At 57.7% G+C, this 16,501-nt stretch carries 19 protein-coding genes and 1 tRNA gene; 8 read left to right on the top strand and 12 right to left on the bottom strand.

Annotation, left to right across the window (positions count from 1 at the left end; genetic code table 11):
- Positions 1 to 30: 30 nt before the first annotated feature.
- Entirely contained in the window at positions 31 to 546 is a 516-nt protein-coding gene (locus HNQ72_RS08945; protein ID WP_183993056.1) for an outer membrane protein assembly factor BamE, read from the bottom strand.
- Between the two features lie 219 nt (positions 547 to 765).
- Here HNQ72_RS08945 and HNQ72_RS08940 point away from each other — a divergent pair, with 219 nt between their 5' ends.
- The 7 genes from HNQ72_RS08940 (at position 766) to HNQ72_RS08910 (ending at position 5,999) form a co-directional block, all read left to right on the top strand.
- Positions 766 to 1,305, top strand: a complete 540-nt coding sequence (locus HNQ72_RS08940; protein WP_183991751.1) for a ubiquinol-cytochrome C chaperone family protein — start codon at positions 766 to 768, stop codon at positions 1,303 to 1,305.
- A 19-nt stretch (positions 1,306 to 1,324) separates the two neighbouring features.
- Positions 1,325 to 1,891: a YceD family protein gene (locus tag HNQ72_RS08935; RefSeq protein ID WP_183991749.1), complete on the top strand. Its 567-nt coding sequence runs from the start codon at positions 1,325 to 1,327 to the stop codon at positions 1,889 to 1,891.
- 146 nt (positions 1,892 to 2,037) lie between these two features.
- Entirely contained in the window at positions 2,038 to 3,084 is a 1,047-nt protein-coding gene (plsX, locus tag HNQ72_RS08930; protein WP_183991747.1) for a phosphate acyltransferase PlsX, read from the top strand.
- Positions 3,085 to 3,103: 19 nt separating this feature from the next.
- Positions 3,104 to 4,075, top strand: a complete 972-nt coding sequence (locus tag HNQ72_RS08925) for a beta-ketoacyl-ACP synthase III (RefSeq protein ID WP_183991745.1) — start codon at positions 3,104 to 3,106, stop codon at positions 4,073 to 4,075.
- Between the two features lie 118 nt (positions 4,076 to 4,193).
- Positions 4,194 to 4,532 (top strand): integration host factor subunit alpha, encoded by a 339-nt coding sequence (locus HNQ72_RS08920; RefSeq protein ID WP_139673127.1) that lies wholly within the window; start codon positions 4,194 to 4,196, stop codon positions 4,530 to 4,532.
- A gap of 331 nt (positions 4,533 to 4,863) precedes the next feature.
- A complete protein-coding gene (locus HNQ72_RS08915; RefSeq protein WP_183991743.1) occupies positions 4,864 to 5,400 on the top strand; it encodes a MerR family transcriptional regulator in 537 nt (178 codons plus the stop codon).
- A 116-nt stretch (positions 5,401 to 5,516) separates the two neighbouring features.
- Positions 5,517 to 5,999 (top strand): BA14K family protein, encoded by a 483-nt coding sequence (locus HNQ72_RS08910; RefSeq protein ID WP_183991741.1) that lies wholly within the window; start codon positions 5,517 to 5,519, stop codon positions 5,997 to 5,999.
- Positions 6,000 to 6,195: 196 nt separating this feature from the next.
- Here HNQ72_RS08910 and HNQ72_RS08905 read toward each other — a convergent pair.
- The 9 genes from HNQ72_RS08905 to HNQ72_RS08865 form a co-directional block, all read right to left on the bottom strand.
- Positions 6,196 to 6,272: transfer RNA gene (locus tag HNQ72_RS08905), tRNA-Pro, on the bottom strand.
- Positions 6,273 to 6,429: 157 nt separating this feature from the next.
- Positions 6,430 to 6,768 (bottom strand): hypothetical protein, encoded by a 339-nt coding sequence (locus HNQ72_RS08900; protein WP_183991739.1) that lies wholly within the window; start codon positions 6,766 to 6,768, stop codon positions 6,430 to 6,432.
- A 182-nt stretch (positions 6,769 to 6,950) separates the two neighbouring features.
- Entirely contained in the window at positions 6,951 to 7,139 is a 189-nt protein-coding gene (locus HNQ72_RS08895) for a hypothetical protein (RefSeq protein WP_183991737.1), read from the bottom strand.
- A gap of 93 nt (positions 7,140 to 7,232) precedes the next feature.
- Entirely contained in the window at positions 7,233 to 7,382 is a 150-nt protein-coding gene (locus HNQ72_RS08890) for a hypothetical protein (protein WP_183685025.1), read from the bottom strand.
- Between the two features lie 71 nt (positions 7,383 to 7,453).
- Positions 7,454 to 7,744 carry a helix-turn-helix domain-containing protein gene (locus HNQ72_RS08885; protein ID WP_183991735.1) on the bottom strand — a complete coding sequence of 97 codons (291 nt, stop codon included), beginning with the start codon at positions 7,742 to 7,744 and terminating at the stop codon, positions 7,454 to 7,456.
- Between the two features lie 30 nt (positions 7,745 to 7,774).
- On the bottom strand, positions 7,775 to 9,037 hold the full coding sequence (locus tag HNQ72_RS08880; RefSeq protein WP_183991733.1) for an O-antigen ligase family protein: 1,263 nt from the start codon (positions 9,035 to 9,037) through the stop codon (positions 7,775 to 7,777).
- Positions 9,034 to 10,578 (bottom strand): undecaprenyl-phosphate glucose phosphotransferase, encoded by a 1,545-nt coding sequence (locus HNQ72_RS08875; protein ID WP_183991731.1) that lies wholly within the window; start codon positions 10,576 to 10,578, stop codon positions 9,034 to 9,036. Before HNQ72_RS08875 ends, HNQ72_RS08880 begins: the two co-directional genes overlap by 4 nt.
- 77 nt (positions 10,579 to 10,655) lie before the next feature.
- Entirely contained in the window at positions 10,656 to 11,813 is a 1,158-nt protein-coding gene (locus HNQ72_RS08870) for a glycosyltransferase family 4 protein (protein ID WP_183991729.1), read from the bottom strand.
- 6 nt (positions 11,814 to 11,819) lie between these two features.
- Complete coding sequence (locus HNQ72_RS08865; protein WP_183991727.1) at positions 11,820 to 12,410, bottom strand: polysaccharide biosynthesis/export family protein; 591 nt, start codon at positions 12,408 to 12,410, stop codon at positions 11,820 to 11,822.
- 171 nt (positions 12,411 to 12,581) lie between these two features.
- Here HNQ72_RS08865 and HNQ72_RS08860 point away from each other — a divergent pair, with 171 nt between their 5' ends.
- Complete coding sequence (locus HNQ72_RS08860; protein WP_183991725.1) at positions 12,582 to 14,858, top strand: exopolysaccharide transport family protein; 2,277 nt, start codon at positions 12,582 to 12,584, stop codon at positions 14,856 to 14,858.
- Positions 14,859 to 14,865: 7 nt separating this feature from the next.
- Here the strand turns inward: HNQ72_RS08860 and HNQ72_RS08855 are convergent, their stop codons facing one another.
- Together HNQ72_RS08855 and HNQ72_RS30500 are read right to left on the bottom strand one after the other, a co-directional pair.
- Positions 14,866 to 16,014, bottom strand: a complete 1,149-nt coding sequence (locus HNQ72_RS08855; protein WP_244654335.1) for a GNAT family N-acetyltransferase — start codon at positions 16,012 to 16,014, stop codon at positions 14,866 to 14,868.
- A 181-nt stretch (positions 16,015 to 16,195) separates the two neighbouring features.
- On the bottom strand, positions 16,196 to 16,405 hold the full coding sequence (locus HNQ72_RS30500) for a DUF2842 domain-containing protein (protein ID WP_183685026.1): 210 nt from the start codon (positions 16,403 to 16,405) through the stop codon (positions 16,196 to 16,198).
- Between the last annotated feature and the right edge of the window lie 96 nt (positions 16,406 to 16,501).

Here is a 16,501-nt window from a genome sequence, read left to right as displayed (position 1 = left end):
CGCGGGCTTCTTTGCATCAGATGAGCTTTTTTAGTTTTTAAGCAGGCTGCGCATGGCTGCCGCACCTGCACCGGGGCCAGAGCCGCTCGAGAGAATCTGCTGCAGGAAGGTCAGGTCGCGACCGCCGGTCGGCGTGGTGCGCGAGATCGTGTCGAATACCTTACCGTCCTGAAGCGTGTAGTTCGCCTTGCGGGCGACGACGCCGTCCTTGTTGAGATAGATAGCGAGCACAGACTGCTCGACCAGCTTCGGCTTCATGAAGGCGGCGGCGCGCTCGCGCCTCTGGGAAATGTAATAGAGCACTTCCGAATCGAAGGTCGCCGTTGTCGATGGCGTGCCCATCGTCAGCAGCACCTGTTCGCGGCTCGAACCTTCGGGGATAAGGGCAAGCGACTTCTGGTCGATCACATAGCCGTTATACATGGTGTCGCCGATATTCATCGACGTGCAGCCAGCGGCGGTGACAGAAGCGACAAGCACAAGGCTGATGGCGGTTTTATTCAGAAAATTCATACCGTACTCGACAGTCCGCTTCTTCAACGGGATCCCCCAGGTAAACGAGACCGGCGCTTGAGACCGGACTTCTGCTGTTCATCACCATTGTGGCTATTCCGGGGAAGAGAACCCTGCAATGCCAAACCTTTTCCGGATCGAACGCATCCCGTCTGCGGCCCCGGCCGAACGGCATTGCAATTCGCGCCTGCTTCGGTAAACCAGCTTTCGTCTCCATGCAACATTAGGCCCGGACATTCGCGGGAGTTATCGATGATCTTCGGGCTGTTCAAAAAGAAAAAACACAATCGGGCCATTGTCGACCGGCAATATGCGGCTCTGACCTCGGCTGCCCGCGTGCCGATGTTCTACACGGACCTTGGCGTGCCCGACACGGTCATGGGCCGCTACGAAATGCTCTCGATCACAATGATCCTGTTTTTTCGCCGGACTGCGAAGTCTCCGACCAGCGGGCAGGAACTGGCGCAGGAAATTGTGGATGCGTTTTTCCAGGATCTCGATCATTCGATCCGCGAGCTCGGGATCGGTGATCAGGGCGTTCCCAAACGCATGAAGAAACTCGCCGGCATGTTTTATGGGCGGCTTGAGACCTATGCCAAGGCGCTCGACGCAGGCGATCTTGAAGAGTTGGCGAAAGGGCTTGCCCGCAACATATATCCGGAAAACCAGTCTGCGCCCGATATGGCGCGGCTGGCAGCATGGATGGCCGAGGCGGAGCGGCATCTCGCTGCAACGCCGGAAGACGATATCGCCCGCGGCAACGCGGTTATCCCGCAGCCCTTGGACGGCTGAAACGGGAAAGTGAGGAAAGATGAAGAACGATAACAATTCGGCGGGAAAGCCGCCATTTTCATATCCGGTCAAAGTCGGAAACATTTCGGCCAATGCCGTTACAGTCAAGGTGTCTGCCGATGACCGCGAGCGCAAGGACCTCGCCGAGATGTGGCAGGTGCTGGATGTGAAGTCGCTCCAGGCGGAAGTCTATTTGTCGCGCTGGAAGAAGGACGGCGTGCGCGTCAAGGGCCGCGTCGAGGCTGAGATTGTCCAGGCCTGCGTTGTAACGCTGGAGCCGGTCGAAACGCGCATCAATGAAGATTTCGAGCAGATATTTGTGCCTGAGGGTTCAAAACTTGCCCGCGTGGTCGCCAAGGACGCGGCCGAGATGGTGCTCGATCCGGACGGGCCGGATCTCCCGCAGGAGTTTGCCGGAGATTCGATCGATATTGGCGAGGCGATCACGGAGTTCGCGGCGCTGGCGATCGATCCCTATCCGCGCAAATCGGGCGTGGAATTTTCCGACCATATCGAGAGCACTGCCGACAGCAAGAATGACCGGCCCAATCCGTTCGCTGCCCTCAAGGACTGGAAAAAAGACTAGGCCTGTTGTAAGGGGCGGCGAAAACTATATTTTGGCCACGATTTCGCCGGCAGGGCCAAGCATGAGCATGGCCGGAATGCTGGCGACGACAGCCGGACGGCTTTCAACGGCAGGTCCGGTTGGTCGAAGATAAGGATCAGATACGCGTGATCAGAATTTCTGTGGATGCCATGGGGGGTGATTTCGGTCCCGAGGTTGTCATACCCGGTACTGCAAAGGCCCTCGAACGGCACCCCGAGGCGACCTTCATCATCTATGGGTTGAAGGCCGAATGCGAGCCGTTGCTGGCCAAATACCCGAAACTGCGCGACCGCTCTATTTTTCACGAGTGCGAAGTCGCCGTCACCATGGACGAAAAACCGAGCGCAGCCCTGCGGCGGGGCCGTTACGTTTCGTCCATGTGGCGCTCCATCGAGGCGGTGAAACTCGGAGAGGCGGATGTCTGCATTTCTGCTGGAAACACCGGCGCTCTGATGGCTATGGCCAAGTTCTGTCTGAGGACGATGGCCAATATCGAGCGCCCGGCAATCGCCGGCATCTGGCCAACCCTCAAAGGCGAAAGCATTGTTTTGGATATTGGGGCCACGATTGGCGCTGACAGCCAGCAGCTTCTCGATTTCGCCCTGATGGGCGGCGCCATGGCGCGCGCCCTGTTCGAGATCGACCGCCCGACGGTTGGCCTTCTCAATGTCGGCGTTGAAGAGGTGAAGGGGCAGGAAGAAGTCAAGGAAGCCGGCCGGTTACTGCGCGAGGCTAACCTTCCGACGATCGCCTATCACGGATTTGTCGAAGGCAACGATATCGGCAAGGGTACGGTCGACGTTGTCGTTACCGAAGGGTTCACCGGCAATATCGCGCTGAAGACGGCTGAAGGCACTGCCAAGCAGATCGCGACGTTGCTGCGCGAATCGATGTCCCGCACATTCCTTGCCAAGATCGGCTATCTTTTGGCTAAACCCGCCTTTGACCGGCTGCGCGAGAAGATGGATCCGAACAAGGTCAATGGCGGCGTATTCCTTGGCCTGAACGGCATTGTTATCAAGAGCCATGGCGGTACTACTGCCGATGGCTTTGCCGCAGCGATCGATGTCGCTTATGACATGGCGCGCAACGACCTGAACGCGAAGATCGCGCAGGATTTGACACTTTATCATGCCAAGCATCAGCCTCCGGCTGGTCCTGAAGCTGCATGACGACAGGATGTGATTGAGAATGATCCGATCAGTAGTTCGTGGTTATGGGGCAGCGCTCCCGAAACGGGTAGTGACCAATCGTGAGTTGGAAGACATCGTCGATACGACCGACGAATGGATCGTCCAGCGCACGGGTATCACGCAGCGTTATATCGCCGGCGAAAGCGAAACCACGGCCTCGCTCGGTGAACAGGCCGCACGCGCAGCGCTTGATAACGCCGGTCTGACGCCTGACGACATCGATCTCATTCTGGTCGCGACCTCTACGCCGGACAATACTTTCCCGGCAACCGCAGTCGATATTCAGCGCCGTCTCGGCATGGAGCATGGCTACGCATTCGACATGCAGGCCGTTTGCACCGGTTTTGTCTATGCGATGGCAACGGCCGATCTGCATATTCGCGGCGGCATGGCACGCCGCGCACTTGTAATCGGCGCTGAGACCTTCTCGCGTATCCTCGACTGGAAGGACCGCACTACCTGCGTTCTGTTCGGCGACGGTGCGGGCGCACTCGTGCTCGAGGCCCAGGAAGGCGAGGGGACCGTGGGCGATCGTGGCATCCTGACTGCCAAGCTACGCTCTGATGGCTCCCACAAGGAAAAGCTCTATGTCGACGGTGGCCCGTCCTCTACCGGAACGGTTGGCCACCTGCGCATGGAAGGCCGCGAGGTCTTCAAGCATGCTGTCGGCATGATCACGGACGTTATCGAAGGCGCGTTCGAAGCTACTGGCACAACAGCCGATGATATCGACTGGCTTGTCCCACACCAGGCCAACCGCCGTATCATTGATGCGTCTGCCAAAAAGCTCGGCATTCCGCCCGAGAAGGTGGTCGTGACTGTGGATCTTCATGGGAACACGTCCGCGGCATCGATCCCGCTCGCACTTTCAGTGGCCCTTTCGGACGGCAGGATAAAGAAGGGCGACCTGGTGATGCTCGAAGCGATGGGCGGTGGATTTACCTGGGGTTCTGTTCTCGTTCGCTGGTAGGAATACCACGGCCTTCCGGAACAAATAACTGATTGGCGACAGGTGCTTGACCCTGATCGCCAAGCAAAATAGTCTTGGGTGGCTTTGACGAGATCAATTTGCAAACTGGGCGGGGATCATGGCCGGAAAGACAGTGACGCGTGCAGACTTGGCGGAATCGGTGTTTCGCAAGGTTGGGCTCTCCCGGACTGAGTCGGCGGAGCTCGTAGAGACGGTAATCGATGAGATCTGCAACGCGATCATTCGCGGCGAGGTCGTGAAGCTTTCCTCCTTCGCGACCTTTCAGGTCCGCTCGAAAAACGAGCGTATCGGACGCAACCCGAAAACCGGTGAGGAAGTGCCGATTTCTCCGCGCCGGGTCATGACCTTCAAGGCTTCCAATGTCCTGAAGCAACGGATCTTGAAGTCTCATACCAGCCGCAAGGCCAAGCAGAAGTCTGCGGCTCCGGTCGCCTGAGCTTGGAGAAATTCCGGCCAAATCGGGCACCGATTTTGCGTGCGGAATTTCGTCATACAAAGAGATAGAGCGATTTAGCGCTTTGAAGAAAAGCGGAAACGTTCTGCGCAAGCCCCTATTTTATCTCATTCCTGTGAACATGCTTGAATCCTCGCTCTCAACCCATTGAGATAAGTGGGAAACCGGGCGTAGTCTGGCGCATCGCCACGAAAGCCGGAATCGGCATGCGATACCAGGATTATGAATTGTCACCCGGCCGTTCTCGAGTCAGATCTGAAGCGAGATGGCATGGCTTGGGTCGGCTTCACAGCCGCTGTTTGGAGGTTTGAGCGTGGACAAGAGCCCGGATGCATTCCGCACGATCAGCGAAGTGGCAGATGATCTCGATCTGCCGCAGCACGTTCTGCGCTTCTGGGAAACTCGTTTCACGCAAATCAAGCCAATGAAGCGGGGCGGTGGTCGTCGTTATTACCGGCCTGAGGACGTCGAATTGCTGAAAGGCATCCGTCATCTTCTCTACGATCACGGTTATACGATCAAAGGCGTGCAGAAGCTTCTGAAGACGAATGGCAACAAGTTCGTTGCGGCTATCGCCTCGGGCGATGTTGCCACCATGGACGCGATCATTGCCTCAAATAGCGAAAAACATGCTGAGCCCAAAGTTGGAGCAACCGAGGAAGACCAGGTTCTGGGCCGGCCGAAAGTAAAGCCCAGTGGTCGCTTTTTCGGCTTCGGTTCGTCCGGCGACGACGGCACTCCGGAAGTGTCGATCGGAAAGTCGAGTGTGGGCAAGGAGGATCGCGCCTTACTTCAAGAGGCGCTGTTCGATCTCCTGGAATGCAAGCGGCTGCTCGATCAGGTGCGCTGAAATAACTGGCACAGATCACTACAACTATATGTGATCACTGGAATTTGATCGTTCACCTCTGGTTCAGCACGTAAATCAGATCATTTACCTCAGGGAGACATTCCGAGGAGAATGAAATGAAGAAGAAACTTGCAATTATCCTGGTGTCCGCGGTTACCGCATTGACTGGCATTGCACCGGCAAATGCATTTCCGATGGTAAGCGCCCCTTCGGTTCAAGCCTCACAGCAGGTTGAAAAGGTCCAATGGCGTGAAGGCCGTCATGACTGGCGACGTTACGGACCACGTTATTCTGATCGTCGCTGGCGTGACGACCGTCGCTGGCGTGATGATCGCCGGTATTACAGTGATCGTCGCTGGCGTCACCATCGCCATCACGGCGGCTCGAACGCAGGTGCCATCATTGGCGGGCTCGCAGCTGGTGCTATCATCGGCGGCGCACTGGCCGCGCCTCGCTACGCTCCGTCGGAGCGCAGTTATGTCGGCGGCAATAGCCACGTGAACTGGTGCTATGCTCGCTATCGTTCATACCGGACATATGACAACACCTTCCAGCCCTATAACGGCCCCCGCCAGCAGTGCTACTCGCCTTATCGTTAAGGTGTTCGATCTTTCCGGGATCTGCGATGCCGCTCCGTACAACGGGGCGGCATTTTTTTATCGGGTGAAGGGGACTTGCGATTTGCGGGAAGAGCCGTTGTCGAGATAGAGGGGAACGGCGAAAAAACGCCCTTCGACGATCCATAGTGCGAACCGCGAGAGATAAAATCCAAACTGATTTTATATGGGGGATAATTGGTCGGAATGGCGGGATTCGAACCCACGACCCCTTGACCCCCAGTCAAGTGCGCTACCGGGCTGCGCTACATTCCGACCTGCTTCGAGAGCAAGACTTCCATACTGGCATGACATTCCTGGCGCAAGCGAAAAATCCCGGTCTTGATGCAGGTTGCACATGATCCGACGAAAAAGTCCTGCCCCACGCGCAAGGTAGGGCAGGACAAGATTGATTTCCTAAAAGCATCCCGTATCAGATGATTGGGCAACCTCGTCGGTTTGCGAACGTGATGCGGTCAGGACCGCTTCGTGTCATACCTTCAACGGTCACGCTGCGTGATGTCACGCGAACCACCTCGGGACGACGAAGTCCTTCGTCGCGTGCAGCGGCACGTGCCTCACCGGGACTGCAGCCGCGGTCGCGGTCGCGATCGCCGTAACGATCCCGGTCGCGGTCGCGTATAACCGGGCGTACTCCATCCGGTCCGATGCGAAGTTCCACATCCTGTGCCGCGGCCGGCATGGCAAAGACCGAGCACGTTGCGACAGAAAGGGCCGCCGCAAGTCCGAATTTTGAAACCATCCTGAACATCTCTTCTCCTCCGCGCGTAAGCCTCAGCGTCGCGCATAAATGATAAATCCACGGAGAAGTAACCCGCTGGCGGATTAAAATGTTCCGCCGCAGTGGAAGTTTGCTTTTAAGTATAGGAAATAATCAAGCGCAGAATTGGAAGCACTCGATCGACGAGTGCTTCCTGATATTTTTCCGGGATATTATCTGAAACGCGGAGACCGGCTCGCGTTCATCAGCAGTTCCTGCTGGGTAGCGAAAGGGCCTAGAAGCTTCAGAAGTCTTGCTTCCTCTTCGGTATCGAGGCGATAGCGGCGCGAAAAATCGGCGACGCTCCATACTTTCCTCAATCCTTTTTCCTCGATGTCAGCAGTGCTGAGATGCGATGTCATGTGAACCCCTCTTCGTGTTCAGCGACTTTGCCAAAGGTAATGTGAATTAAAGGATGCGCTTATGTAGTTAAGTTTATATACGCAATTTTACTTTTATTGTCCTTCAACCTTCACACCATTCTCCCCGATGCTGATCGAAACGCCTTCAGGCTTTGTTTCTTCGCGGTAGAGATAGAAGCTAAGGCCGGCTACCACTACGATCAGTGCGCCGATAATGAGATAAAGGTTGTTGCTGCGTGTCATGCATGTCCCCGATGTAGATTTCGGCGGAGAAACGCGTTTCGACTCAAATGGTTCCAGAAAATTTATGGAATCTAGTCGTCATTAGTCGAATTTAGATTCTGAGGCCTGATACCTTCGTCCGCACGCTGTTGATGCAGCCGGACTCCGGGACCGGAGGCATCCTGCTGTCCGGTGGCAACAAAGATGATGCCGCGGGATTCAAGCGCGTGCTTCAGTTTTCTTGAAAGCTCCGGCTCGGGATTGCCTGTTGAAGCCTCGGCATCACGAATGCTGTTGCCAGAGACGCTGGCCGCCTCTGCAAGCTCTTCGATCGAAAGCCCGATCATGGCGCGGGCTGCGCGCAATTGTGCTGCAGTGATCATGCTTATGAATTGGAATGGCTTCGGCTGAAGTCAAGCGCTTGCAGCATCTGCTGTAGCGGTTATGGCGCGTTGCCGCCGCATATGCCTATGCTCAAGCGCGTAGCAACCCCACAGGAGGCCGAGAAGCAGATAGAAATGTCGCCAGTGGTCGGTGTCGATGACGTTGCCGATGAGCGAATGGCCAAGGATCATGACCCAGCAGATCATCAGATAGGGCTGCCATGGTCGCTCCCGCAGGAGGTAGCGGAAACCCATCCAGATCGTCGACCAGATCATGATCTGGTAGGTCACGGCACCCAGCCAGCCATAGGTCGTCAGTGATTTCAGCCAGATATTGTGCTCGTCCTCGCCATAGATCTTGCCGAATGCCATTGGGCCCAGCCCGAATGGGCGCTCCATAGCCATCAGGAAGCCGATCCGGTGCCGTTCGAAACGGCCGAATCTTGCTCCGTCGTATGACTGCACCAGCTTGGCACGGTTGGTGAAAAGGTCCGAGATCTGAGGAATCTGAAGAGCAATGACCAGGGCAAGAATGAGCGCTAGTGCTGCAATTGCTGAGATCATCAGGATCTTCAGCCGAAACGCGGTTGTCCGTTCCTTCAAAAGCATAGCGACGACAAGCGCAATGCCGCTGAAAAGCAGTAGCCCCCAGGCTGCACGGGAAAATGAAAGGAATACGCCTATGACCAGTACCAGTATGCCGGCGATCAGAAACGGCGCTTCCATGATGCGACCTGTCAGCAGCCGATAGAGCATGTAGAGGATCGGGGCGATGAGATAAGGCCCGAACACGTTCGGATCCTGAAACGCACCCATGGCGCGATCGTAGCGGGTAAACATATGGGCGCCGGGAAAGGCGTTGAAATAGCCGAGAATACCGAGAAGCGCCGTTATGATCGCTGCAACCACCCAGACGCGAAAGATCAGTTCGAATTTGCCCGGATCATCCTCGATGATCGCGGCATAGAAGACCGAACTTAACGCAAGAAAGATCGAGACGGCGATATACATCGGCGCGCCGCTCATATCCTTCATGACGGTAATGGAGAACATGCCGCCGATATTGAAGACCATAAGCAGGGCAAGCAGAAGGCAGACAGTGCGCGAAATGCGCAGGCCAAGCAGGAACCAGATGGCAATCTGCATCACCATGACGAGTTCGTATGGCGCAGGTTCCGAGATGACGAAACCGGACAGGAAGACACCGAACGCCAGCAGGCCGGCCCCGAGAAGCCGGGCAATTTGTGCTGCGGAAAGGCGCTGGGCCCGGGTTTCGAAATTCGCCGTGCTCAATACGCGTTGTCCGTGTTGAACAGGCTGATCGGGGTCAGAAACAGGATTTTGAGATCGAAGAGCAATGACCAGTTCTCAATATAGTCCAGGTCATGCTGGGTACGGGCACGGATTTTTTCATCCGAATCCAATTCACCGCGCAGGCCCTTGACCTGTGCCCATCCGGTGACGCCGGGCTTGACCCTGTGACGGGCGAAATAGCTTTCGATGACATCGACATATTTGCGTTCTCCCGTCTGAGCGTGAACGGCGTGAGGGCGTGGGCCGACCAGAGAAAGTTCGCCCTTCAGCACATTGAAGAGCTGCGGCAGTTCATCGATCGATGATTTGCGCAGGAAGCGTCCCACCGGGGTAACACGCGGGTCACCCTTGGTGACCGCTTTGACCGCCGTCTGGTCGCTCATGTTCGTATACATGGAACGGAACTTGAGAACCTTGATGGTCTCGTTGTTGAAACCATGTCGGTTCTGCCGAAACAATATCGGGCCTTCGGACGTCGTTTTGACCGCGATCGCGGCGGCCAGCATTATCGGCCACAGAAGTACGATCGCAATGAGTGTGAAAACGATGTCAAAGGCACGTTTTGCAACGGAATCCCAGTCGCGGATCGGTTTGTCGAAAATGTCGAACATCGGCACCGAGCCGACATGCGAGTAGGAGCGGGGACGGAAACGCAGACGGTTCGCATGAGCCGCAAGCCGGATGTCGACGGGAAGCACCCAGAGTTTGCGAAGGAGCTGCAGGATGCGCGCTTCTGCGCTTGCCGGCAAGGCGATGATCAGCATGTCGATGCGCGCGAGCCGCGCGAATTCGACCAGTTCGGCAAATGTGCCGAGTTTAGGATAACCGGCCACGACGCTCGGAGAACGGTCGCTGCCGCGGTCATCGAAGATACCGCAGATGCGAATGTCATTGTCCGGCTGCTGTTCCAGTGCACGGATGAACTGCTTCGCAGGCTCGCCGCCGCCAACGATGACGGCGCGGCGTTCCATCACGCCGTTGCGCGCCCAGTGGCGGATCGCATAGGCGGTCAGAAGGCGTTCGCCGAGCAGGAAGGTGCAGCCGCACAGGAACCAGATCGTTGCGGCGCCGACGGGATAAAGCACACCTTCGGCGATCGAGACGCCGAGATAGGTCAGAATGAAGCCCATCGCCCACGCGGCGAGTACTCGGCCGGCATTCCGTCGCGCCGCACGGATCGAGGGTATCAGATAAGTATCGGCTAGCTGCAGAAACAGCACCGTCAACGTTGCGCCAACGGCAGTTACAACGAAACGAGTAAGGAAATGACTGTCAGCAGGAACCGGCTGCAAATAGCATGCAAGCAGACCTATCGCGAGAAGCGATGCGAGTTCGAACAGGCGAAACTGTCCGATCAGCATAGTCGGTGAATAATTGTTGTCGCGAAACTGGTCGGCTATCTGTTTGGCGAACGGATTAAGCTCGACGGGCGTTGCCGGTACCGTATGTGATCCGCCATCCGCGATGCTGCGGCGCAATGCCTCTAGGTCCAGGTCCTGCCGATTGCCCAAGTCGCTCATGAAACGGTCCCTTGTCTCCCGGTTGTAAACGGAGAGATCATGAAAAATCGCTTATCAGCAAGATGCTAAGGAAGCATTTAGGCTGACTTTTTACTGCCGGTCTGCAGGGCATCCCGATAGAGCCCCAGCATGTCGCGCGCCATCACCTGTGCGGAGAACACTGACTTGAAGGCGGAGGGTTTCGGCATGGTGCGGACACGCCAATCAGGTTGTGTTGCGGCGGCTGTCATGATGCTGGAGAGGTCCTGGGCGTCACCCGGAATGGCAAGTGCCTCGCTGCTTTCGCCCAGCACTTCCGGTATGCCGCCAACCCTGGATGCAATAACGGGTTTGCCTGCCGCGAGTGCTTCGAGCACGATATAGGGCATTGCCTCCGCGCGGGACGGAACCACGATTGTTGTGGCCAGCGCAAAAGCCTTGCGGGCAGGCATGGCGGGCAGCATCTGCATGCGCCGATCAAGCCCGAGCTCCGAGATCATGGCCCGGTATTTGTCTTCATCGGGACCGTCGCCGATCATCATTGCGGTCAAAGGCCGGCCGATGCGGCGTTCGGTGCGCAGGAAGGCGTCGATAAACACGTCCGGCCCCTTCATGTCGCGCATCATGCCGATAAAGAGAAAATCCGCTGCCTGCGGCTCCAGCGAGACGGGTGCGAATTCGGCTTCGTTTATACCGTTATAGATGACCTGCGAATGTGGTCTTGGTGTTCCCACCTTCGCCTCGTAGGTCCGCCTCTCGTAATCGCAGACGAAGGCGATGGCATCGCAGAAATTCTCCTGGAAGCGCTCAAGCCTGAGGATAATCTGCCCGGTCGGTGATGACCGGGCAAAATGCAGGCTGCCGCCATGCGGAGAATAGACGCGGGCTACGCGATACCTGTTTACCCGCAACACTGAGCCAATCGTCCGGGCCACTGCGCCACCCTTGGCGCCATGTCCGTGCAGGACGTCCGGCTGCAAACTTTTTATATGCCGATAGCTCTTGGCAAGAGCGATCATGTCCGAGGGCGAAATGGCCCGCCGCATCGGCAGACGCGTCAGTCCCAGGGCGAGCTTCGGCCTGATGGTCTCGAACAGCGCGTCCTCGTAGGCGCCGCCCGTCGAGCTGTCGCACAAAATGCCGATCTGATGACCAGCGGCGCTGTGCTCTTCCACCAGATCGCGCACATGCCGAAAGATCCCGCCTATCGGATTGCGGAAGCAATGCAGGATGCGCAAGGGGGGAAGGGGCCGCATCTTGGGTCAGAACAGGCGCTCGCGGACATAGATCGTGTCGCCGGCAAGGATCGGGGCGGTGATTGCCGTGCGGCCGGTCGCCACCTGTCCATTGACCTTGCGTGTCACGTCGACGTCCCGCTCGTTGCCACGCGGGGTGAACCCGCCAGCAATGGCGATCGCATTTTGCGCCGTCATGCCCGGCACGTAAGAATACTGGCCCGGCCGTCCGACTTCACCCATGACAAAAACGGGGCGATAGCGATCGATTTCGATGCTGACGTCGGGATCTCGCAGGTAACCCTGCTTCAGACGGCCCGCAATAGAGCCTTCTAGCGCGGGCAGGGTCTGGCCACGGGCCGCGACCTGTCCGACCAGCGGGAATGCGATATAGCCGGCCTGATCGACCGTGTAGGTGTTTGTCAGTCCCGGCTGTTCGAACACGGTGACTCGCAGACGGTCACCGCTATCCAGCCGATAGGGCTGCAATGCAGCTGTCTCAAAGCCCTTTGCCGGCGGCGGGCTGGAGGCACAGCCGCTCAACAGTGCGGCCGTGACGGCCAAGGCCGCTGCCAGCACCTTACGGGTCTGCACTTGTCTGCGTCGGGCAACGACCATGTCCCACTCAGGCTCCGGCTGTTCGTATCATTTTGTTTGTTATGGATCTGTTAGGGTTAATGGCGGGTAAAGGTGGAGCTCAAGACCAGCAACTTCGAAAACATGGGTTCATTAACCGCAGCGTTACCATGGTCCTTTACCATTCGCTGACTTGAGACGCTGGAGTGTGTGATGTCGGGTGCCAACGGCAATTACCAGGACGTGGATATCGATCTGGGCCGCGTGATCGCCGCCGTGTGGGCGCGCAAAGGGCGGATCATCGCTGTTACTGCCTTTGCGGCCGTCGCCTCTCTTGTCGTTACCAGCATGATGACGCCGAGCTACAAGGCCGAGACGCGACTGCTGATCGAAGCCCGTTCCCCGAACCTCACGGGTGGGCAGGGCGGGGGGGCCGGGAACGATCCGGTGCTCGACAGTCTCAATATCACCAGCCAGGCGCAGCTTCTGCAGTCGACCGATCTGATCCGTCGTGTCGCTCGCGAACTGAACCTTGCCCAATACAAGGAATTCGATCCGGCCGCTCGATCGCTTTTACCTGACTTTCTGGTCATGTCGGGTCTGAAACCCGACCCCATGACGCTCGATCCCGAAGACCGCGTCGTGGAGAAATTCCGCGAGAGGCTGCAAGTCTACGCGGTTGAAAACTCCCGCGTCATCGGCGTCGAATTCTCTTCACACGATCCGATCCTTGCCTCAACCATTCCCAACAATATGGCCGAGGTCTATCTTCAGCTCCAGAGTGGCGCCAAGCTCGATACGCATTCGGAAACGGCCAAATGGCTCGAGCCGGAGATCGCCAATCTGACGCAGAAGGTCAAGGAGGCCGAGAGCAAGGTTGCCGAATATCGGTCCAGAAATGGACTGTTCCGGACGAATGAAACCAACAGCTTCTCCAGTCAGCAGTTGAATGATATCTCGACCGAACTCACCCGTGTGCGCGGAGAGCGGGCCAATGCCGAGGCGAGAGTGGAAAATGTTCGCACCGCGCTGAGTGCGGGGCGGGCACCCGATACAATTGCGGATGTTGCGGGATCGCAGGTCATCCAGCGGCTCAAGGAAGCAGAGACAAATCTTCAGGCGCAGATTTCGGATCAGGCGACATCACTTCTCGACGGCCATCCCCGGATCAAGGGCCTGCGGGCACAGCTGGCGCAAATCCGACAGCAGATTGCCAGCGAAACCCGTAAGGTTCTGGCGAGCCTCGACAGCGAGGCCGAGGTTTCTCGCCTGCGCGAGCAGCAGTTGATGGCACAGCTCGATACGTTGAAAGCAGATTCCGCTCGCGCCGGAGAGGAAGAGGTGGGTCTTCGCGCACTGGAACGCGAGGCCGCCGCCCAGCGGCAATTGCTTGAAACCTATCTTGCTCGTTATCGTGAGGCGACTTCCCGGCTCGATGGCAATGCCTCGCCAGCCGATGCCCGTGTCGTGTCCAAAGCAGTTGAACCGTCCGAGCCCTATTTCCCCAAGGTTATCCCGATCGTCACCGTCGTGACGCTCGCGGCACTGATTGTCAGCTGCCTGATCGTGATGATTTCCGAACTGTTCAGCGGCCGGGCACTCCGACCGATCAATCGCGAGGTTTCGCTGGAGCCTGCGCCGGTTCAGGAACGAGAGAAGATTGCAGAAGCGCCGTTGCCGGCCGCAGCGCCAGCCGCCGCCATCGTCTCGCGTGAAACGCGGGTCGAGACCACGGCGCTGCCGGAGCAGAGAGCCGTGATTGAACGGAAGGAGGAGGTTCGCACCGCCGTCCTGCCGCCCGCACCGGCAGCCGCTCCACCGGCAAAAGAGATCAATGTAGCCAGCCCGGAACCTGTCGGATCCGACGAGACTGAAATCGCTCCCGTCGTCGATACCAGCTTCACAATCGGCTCGGTTGCCCATTACCTCCAGCGTCACGCTGTACCCGTCGCCGTTGCCGTGTCTCCGAATGGTGATGGCGGCTCGACGGCCAGCGTCATGCTGGCCCGCGCCGTGGCGGAAGCCGGTCGAAACGTGATCCTTATCGATTTGACCGGATCTGCCTGCCCGACGCGTCTGATGGCCGAGCATGACCGGCTACCAGGGATCACTGATCTTCTCTGCGGAGAAACCGCCTTCGGCGAGGCCATCCATCCCGATCGCCTCTCAGAGGCCCATATCGTGCCGCAGGGCATCTCCGATCCTGTTCGTGCGATGCGTGCCGCAGATCGCCTGACGATGATCATCGATGCGCTTTCCGACGCCTATGACCTTGTGCTGATCGAATGTGGTCCTGCAGATACAGGCAGCCTGAAGCGTCTTTTGCGCGCGGATGGAACGGAGATCATTCTTTCGGTTCCGGGCTTTACCGAAGATGCCATTGCCGAGCTTGTCGTCACCTATGCCGATGCCGGTTTCCGCAATCTGCTCGTCATGGCACAGCCGGACGACAGCCAGTCGCCGTCATCGCGCCGCCGCAGCGCCGCTTGAAACTCTGTCAATCCTGACCGTCGCGACGGGAGCGCCAGCGCTGGGCCAGGGCATAGAGCCTGTGGTTCCGTTTGATCGCAGTCTTTATGCCGGTCTGCGCCAGATACAGGCCAGCAAGCACAGAACCCTTGTTGCTGATTGGCAAGACCATGTCGTGCAGCACGGTTTCCTGATTGCACCAGCTGTGCTTGTAGGGTTGGTCGCCGATGCCGAAATCGAAAAGCGTCGCCCCGTCTTCGATGCTGCGTTCGATCGCCAGCCAGAAAAGCAGCTCCCCCGGACTTGCCTCGGCTCCGATGCTGTCATCGATGGAGCTGAACTGGCAAAGCACGTGGCCGCCCTTGCGCGAAAGGCCGGTGACCGCCGCGATATGGCCGTCATGTTCTCCCTTCAGGCGTATCGCATGCATGGATAGCGACTTGTCCTTGCCTTGTGCCGGTGTGTCCAGCAGCCGGTGCAGGAAATCACGTGTCGGGGCAGGGGCAAACACATCCGGTAGGCCGAACGCTTTCAGCCTTTCGCCTTTCTGGGAAAAGAACCGCTCAAGAAGCGTGTGCTGTTCGTCCGGCGTAGTGGCCACGATATAATCGAAACCGCCGATCGCCTCCAAACGGCGGACTTGGACGCGATACTTCTTGCGCCGTGTCCTGGCGTTGATCTGCGAAAGTGTTGCCTCCATCGTGTCTAGGAGCGTCAACTGAAACGAATGGTTTTGGTTTTCGATTGAGGCCAGCTCGCTGAGCGGATGCGAGATACCTTTCCAGCGCAATGGAGTTTCATCAATCACGAGAAGATCGGCAACACCACGCAAGGACCGCATGATATTGGCCCTGAACCGTCGCAGCGCATTCGCATCCGGCGTAACAAGCGCCTCGTCGAAAAGCCCGGTGTTGAGATTGTTGAACCGCCCGCCCGGTAGCCGCGCAATGCGCCCGAACCTGCCTTGGGCGATCTCCAGCGGCAGCAGGAACAGGATGCGGGAGCCGACCGAGCCAGTGACGGCCAAAAGCGCGCTCTGATGCGCCGAAGTCCAGGCACGGCACCAGTCGATGCTCTGATTGAGTGAATTCCATTCGCGGTTTTCGAGACGCCGCCATTCGTTTTCGATGGAAGAAATGTCGCGTACCAGCGTGATCTCGAGTTCATCGAAATGCATCACCGGTTTCTCCACCGTCCCCGAGAGAGCCACTGGAGTATGCGTGTCGTTATGATTTACCCTTGCGGTCATCCATCACCCATATGATCGTTGCTATATTGGGCGGTGAGCAAGAAGAATGGGTTTATGCCACTGACAGGCCGGTTGGAAGCGTTGGGTCTGGTTAACCTGCGGTATACGTCTATCGCTTCGGTCTCGGACCGGCCATCCATTTGATGATCAGCATCGCAGGCAGGATCCACAGCAGGCCGGACAGAAGAAAGTAAAGGAAATGCACCCACCACGGGGAGGTGGCGAGCGTCAGCGTTGCTATGGTCGTTGCGGCAAGCGCATAGGTGATCACCAGGATGATGATCAGGATGGTACCGACAAAACTTCTCCAACGCGGCACCGAACATCCTCCATGACCTTCGCGGCCGCGACCGGATGCCGCAAAGCCTTGGGGCTTGTTTTGCACGGGTCCATGAGGCAAAGCAACGTGGAAACC

Origin of the sequence: Aliirhizobium wenxiniae, assembly GCF_014201355.1 — a bacterium.
Taxonomy (GTDB): Bacteria; Pseudomonadota; Alphaproteobacteria; order Rhizobiales; family Rhizobiaceae; genus Neorhizobium; species Neorhizobium wenxiniae.
The sequence above is the reverse complement of the archived record's forward strand: the minus strand, read 5'-3'. Positions and strand labels throughout refer to the sequence as shown.

Excerpts from the sequence above, each read along its gene's own strand:
- HNQ72_RS08940 (WP_183991751.1), top strand. The coding sequence starts at position 766 with ATGATCTTCGGGCTGTTCAAAAAGAAAAAACACAATCGGGCCATTGTC.
- HNQ72_RS08935 (WP_183991749.1), top strand. The coding sequence starts at position 1,325 with ATGAAGAACGATAACAATTCGGCGGGAAAGCCGCCATTTTCATATCCG.
- HNQ72_RS08925 (WP_183991745.1), top strand. The coding sequence starts at position 3,104 with ATGATCCGATCAGTAGTTCGTGGTTATGGGGCAGCGCTCCCGAAACGG.
- HNQ72_RS08920 (WP_139673127.1), top strand. The coding sequence starts at position 4,194 with ATGGCCGGAAAGACAGTGACGCGTGCAGACTTGGCGGAATCGGTGTTT.
- HNQ72_RS08910 (WP_183991741.1), top strand. The coding sequence starts at position 5,517 with ATGAAGAAGAAACTTGCAATTATCCTGGTGTCCGCGGTTACCGCATTG.
- HNQ72_RS08900 (WP_183991739.1), bottom strand. The coding sequence starts at position 6,768 with ATGTTCAGGATGGTTTCAAAATTCGGACTTGCGGCGGCCCTTTCTGTC.
- HNQ72_RS08895 (WP_183991737.1), bottom strand. The coding sequence starts at position 7,139 with ATGACATCGCATCTCAGCACTGCTGACATCGAGGAAAAAGGATTGAGG.
- HNQ72_RS08890 (WP_183685025.1), bottom strand. The coding sequence starts at position 7,382 with ATGACACGCAGCAACAACCTTTATCTCATTATCGGCGCACTGATCGTA.
- HNQ72_RS08885 (WP_183991735.1), bottom strand. The coding sequence starts at position 7,744 with ATGATCACTGCAGCACAATTGCGCGCAGCCCGCGCCATGATCGGGCTT.
- HNQ72_RS08875 (WP_183991731.1), bottom strand. The coding sequence starts at position 10,578 with ATGAGCGACTTGGGCAATCGGCAGGACCTGGACCTAGAGGCATTGCGC.
- HNQ72_RS08870 (WP_183991729.1), bottom strand. The coding sequence starts at position 11,813 with ATGCGGCCCCTTCCCCCCTTGCGCATCCTGCATTGCTTCCGCAATCCG.
- HNQ72_RS08865 (WP_183991727.1), bottom strand. The coding sequence starts at position 12,410 with ATGGTCGTTGCCCGACGCAGACAAGTGCAGACCCGTAAGGTGCTGGCA.
- HNQ72_RS08860 (WP_183991725.1), top strand. The coding sequence starts at position 12,582 with ATGTCGGGTGCCAACGGCAATTACCAGGACGTGGATATCGATCTGGGC.
- HNQ72_RS08855 (WP_244654335.1), bottom strand. The coding sequence starts at position 16,014 with ATGCATTTCGATGAACTCGAGATCACGCTGGTACGCGACATTTCTTCC.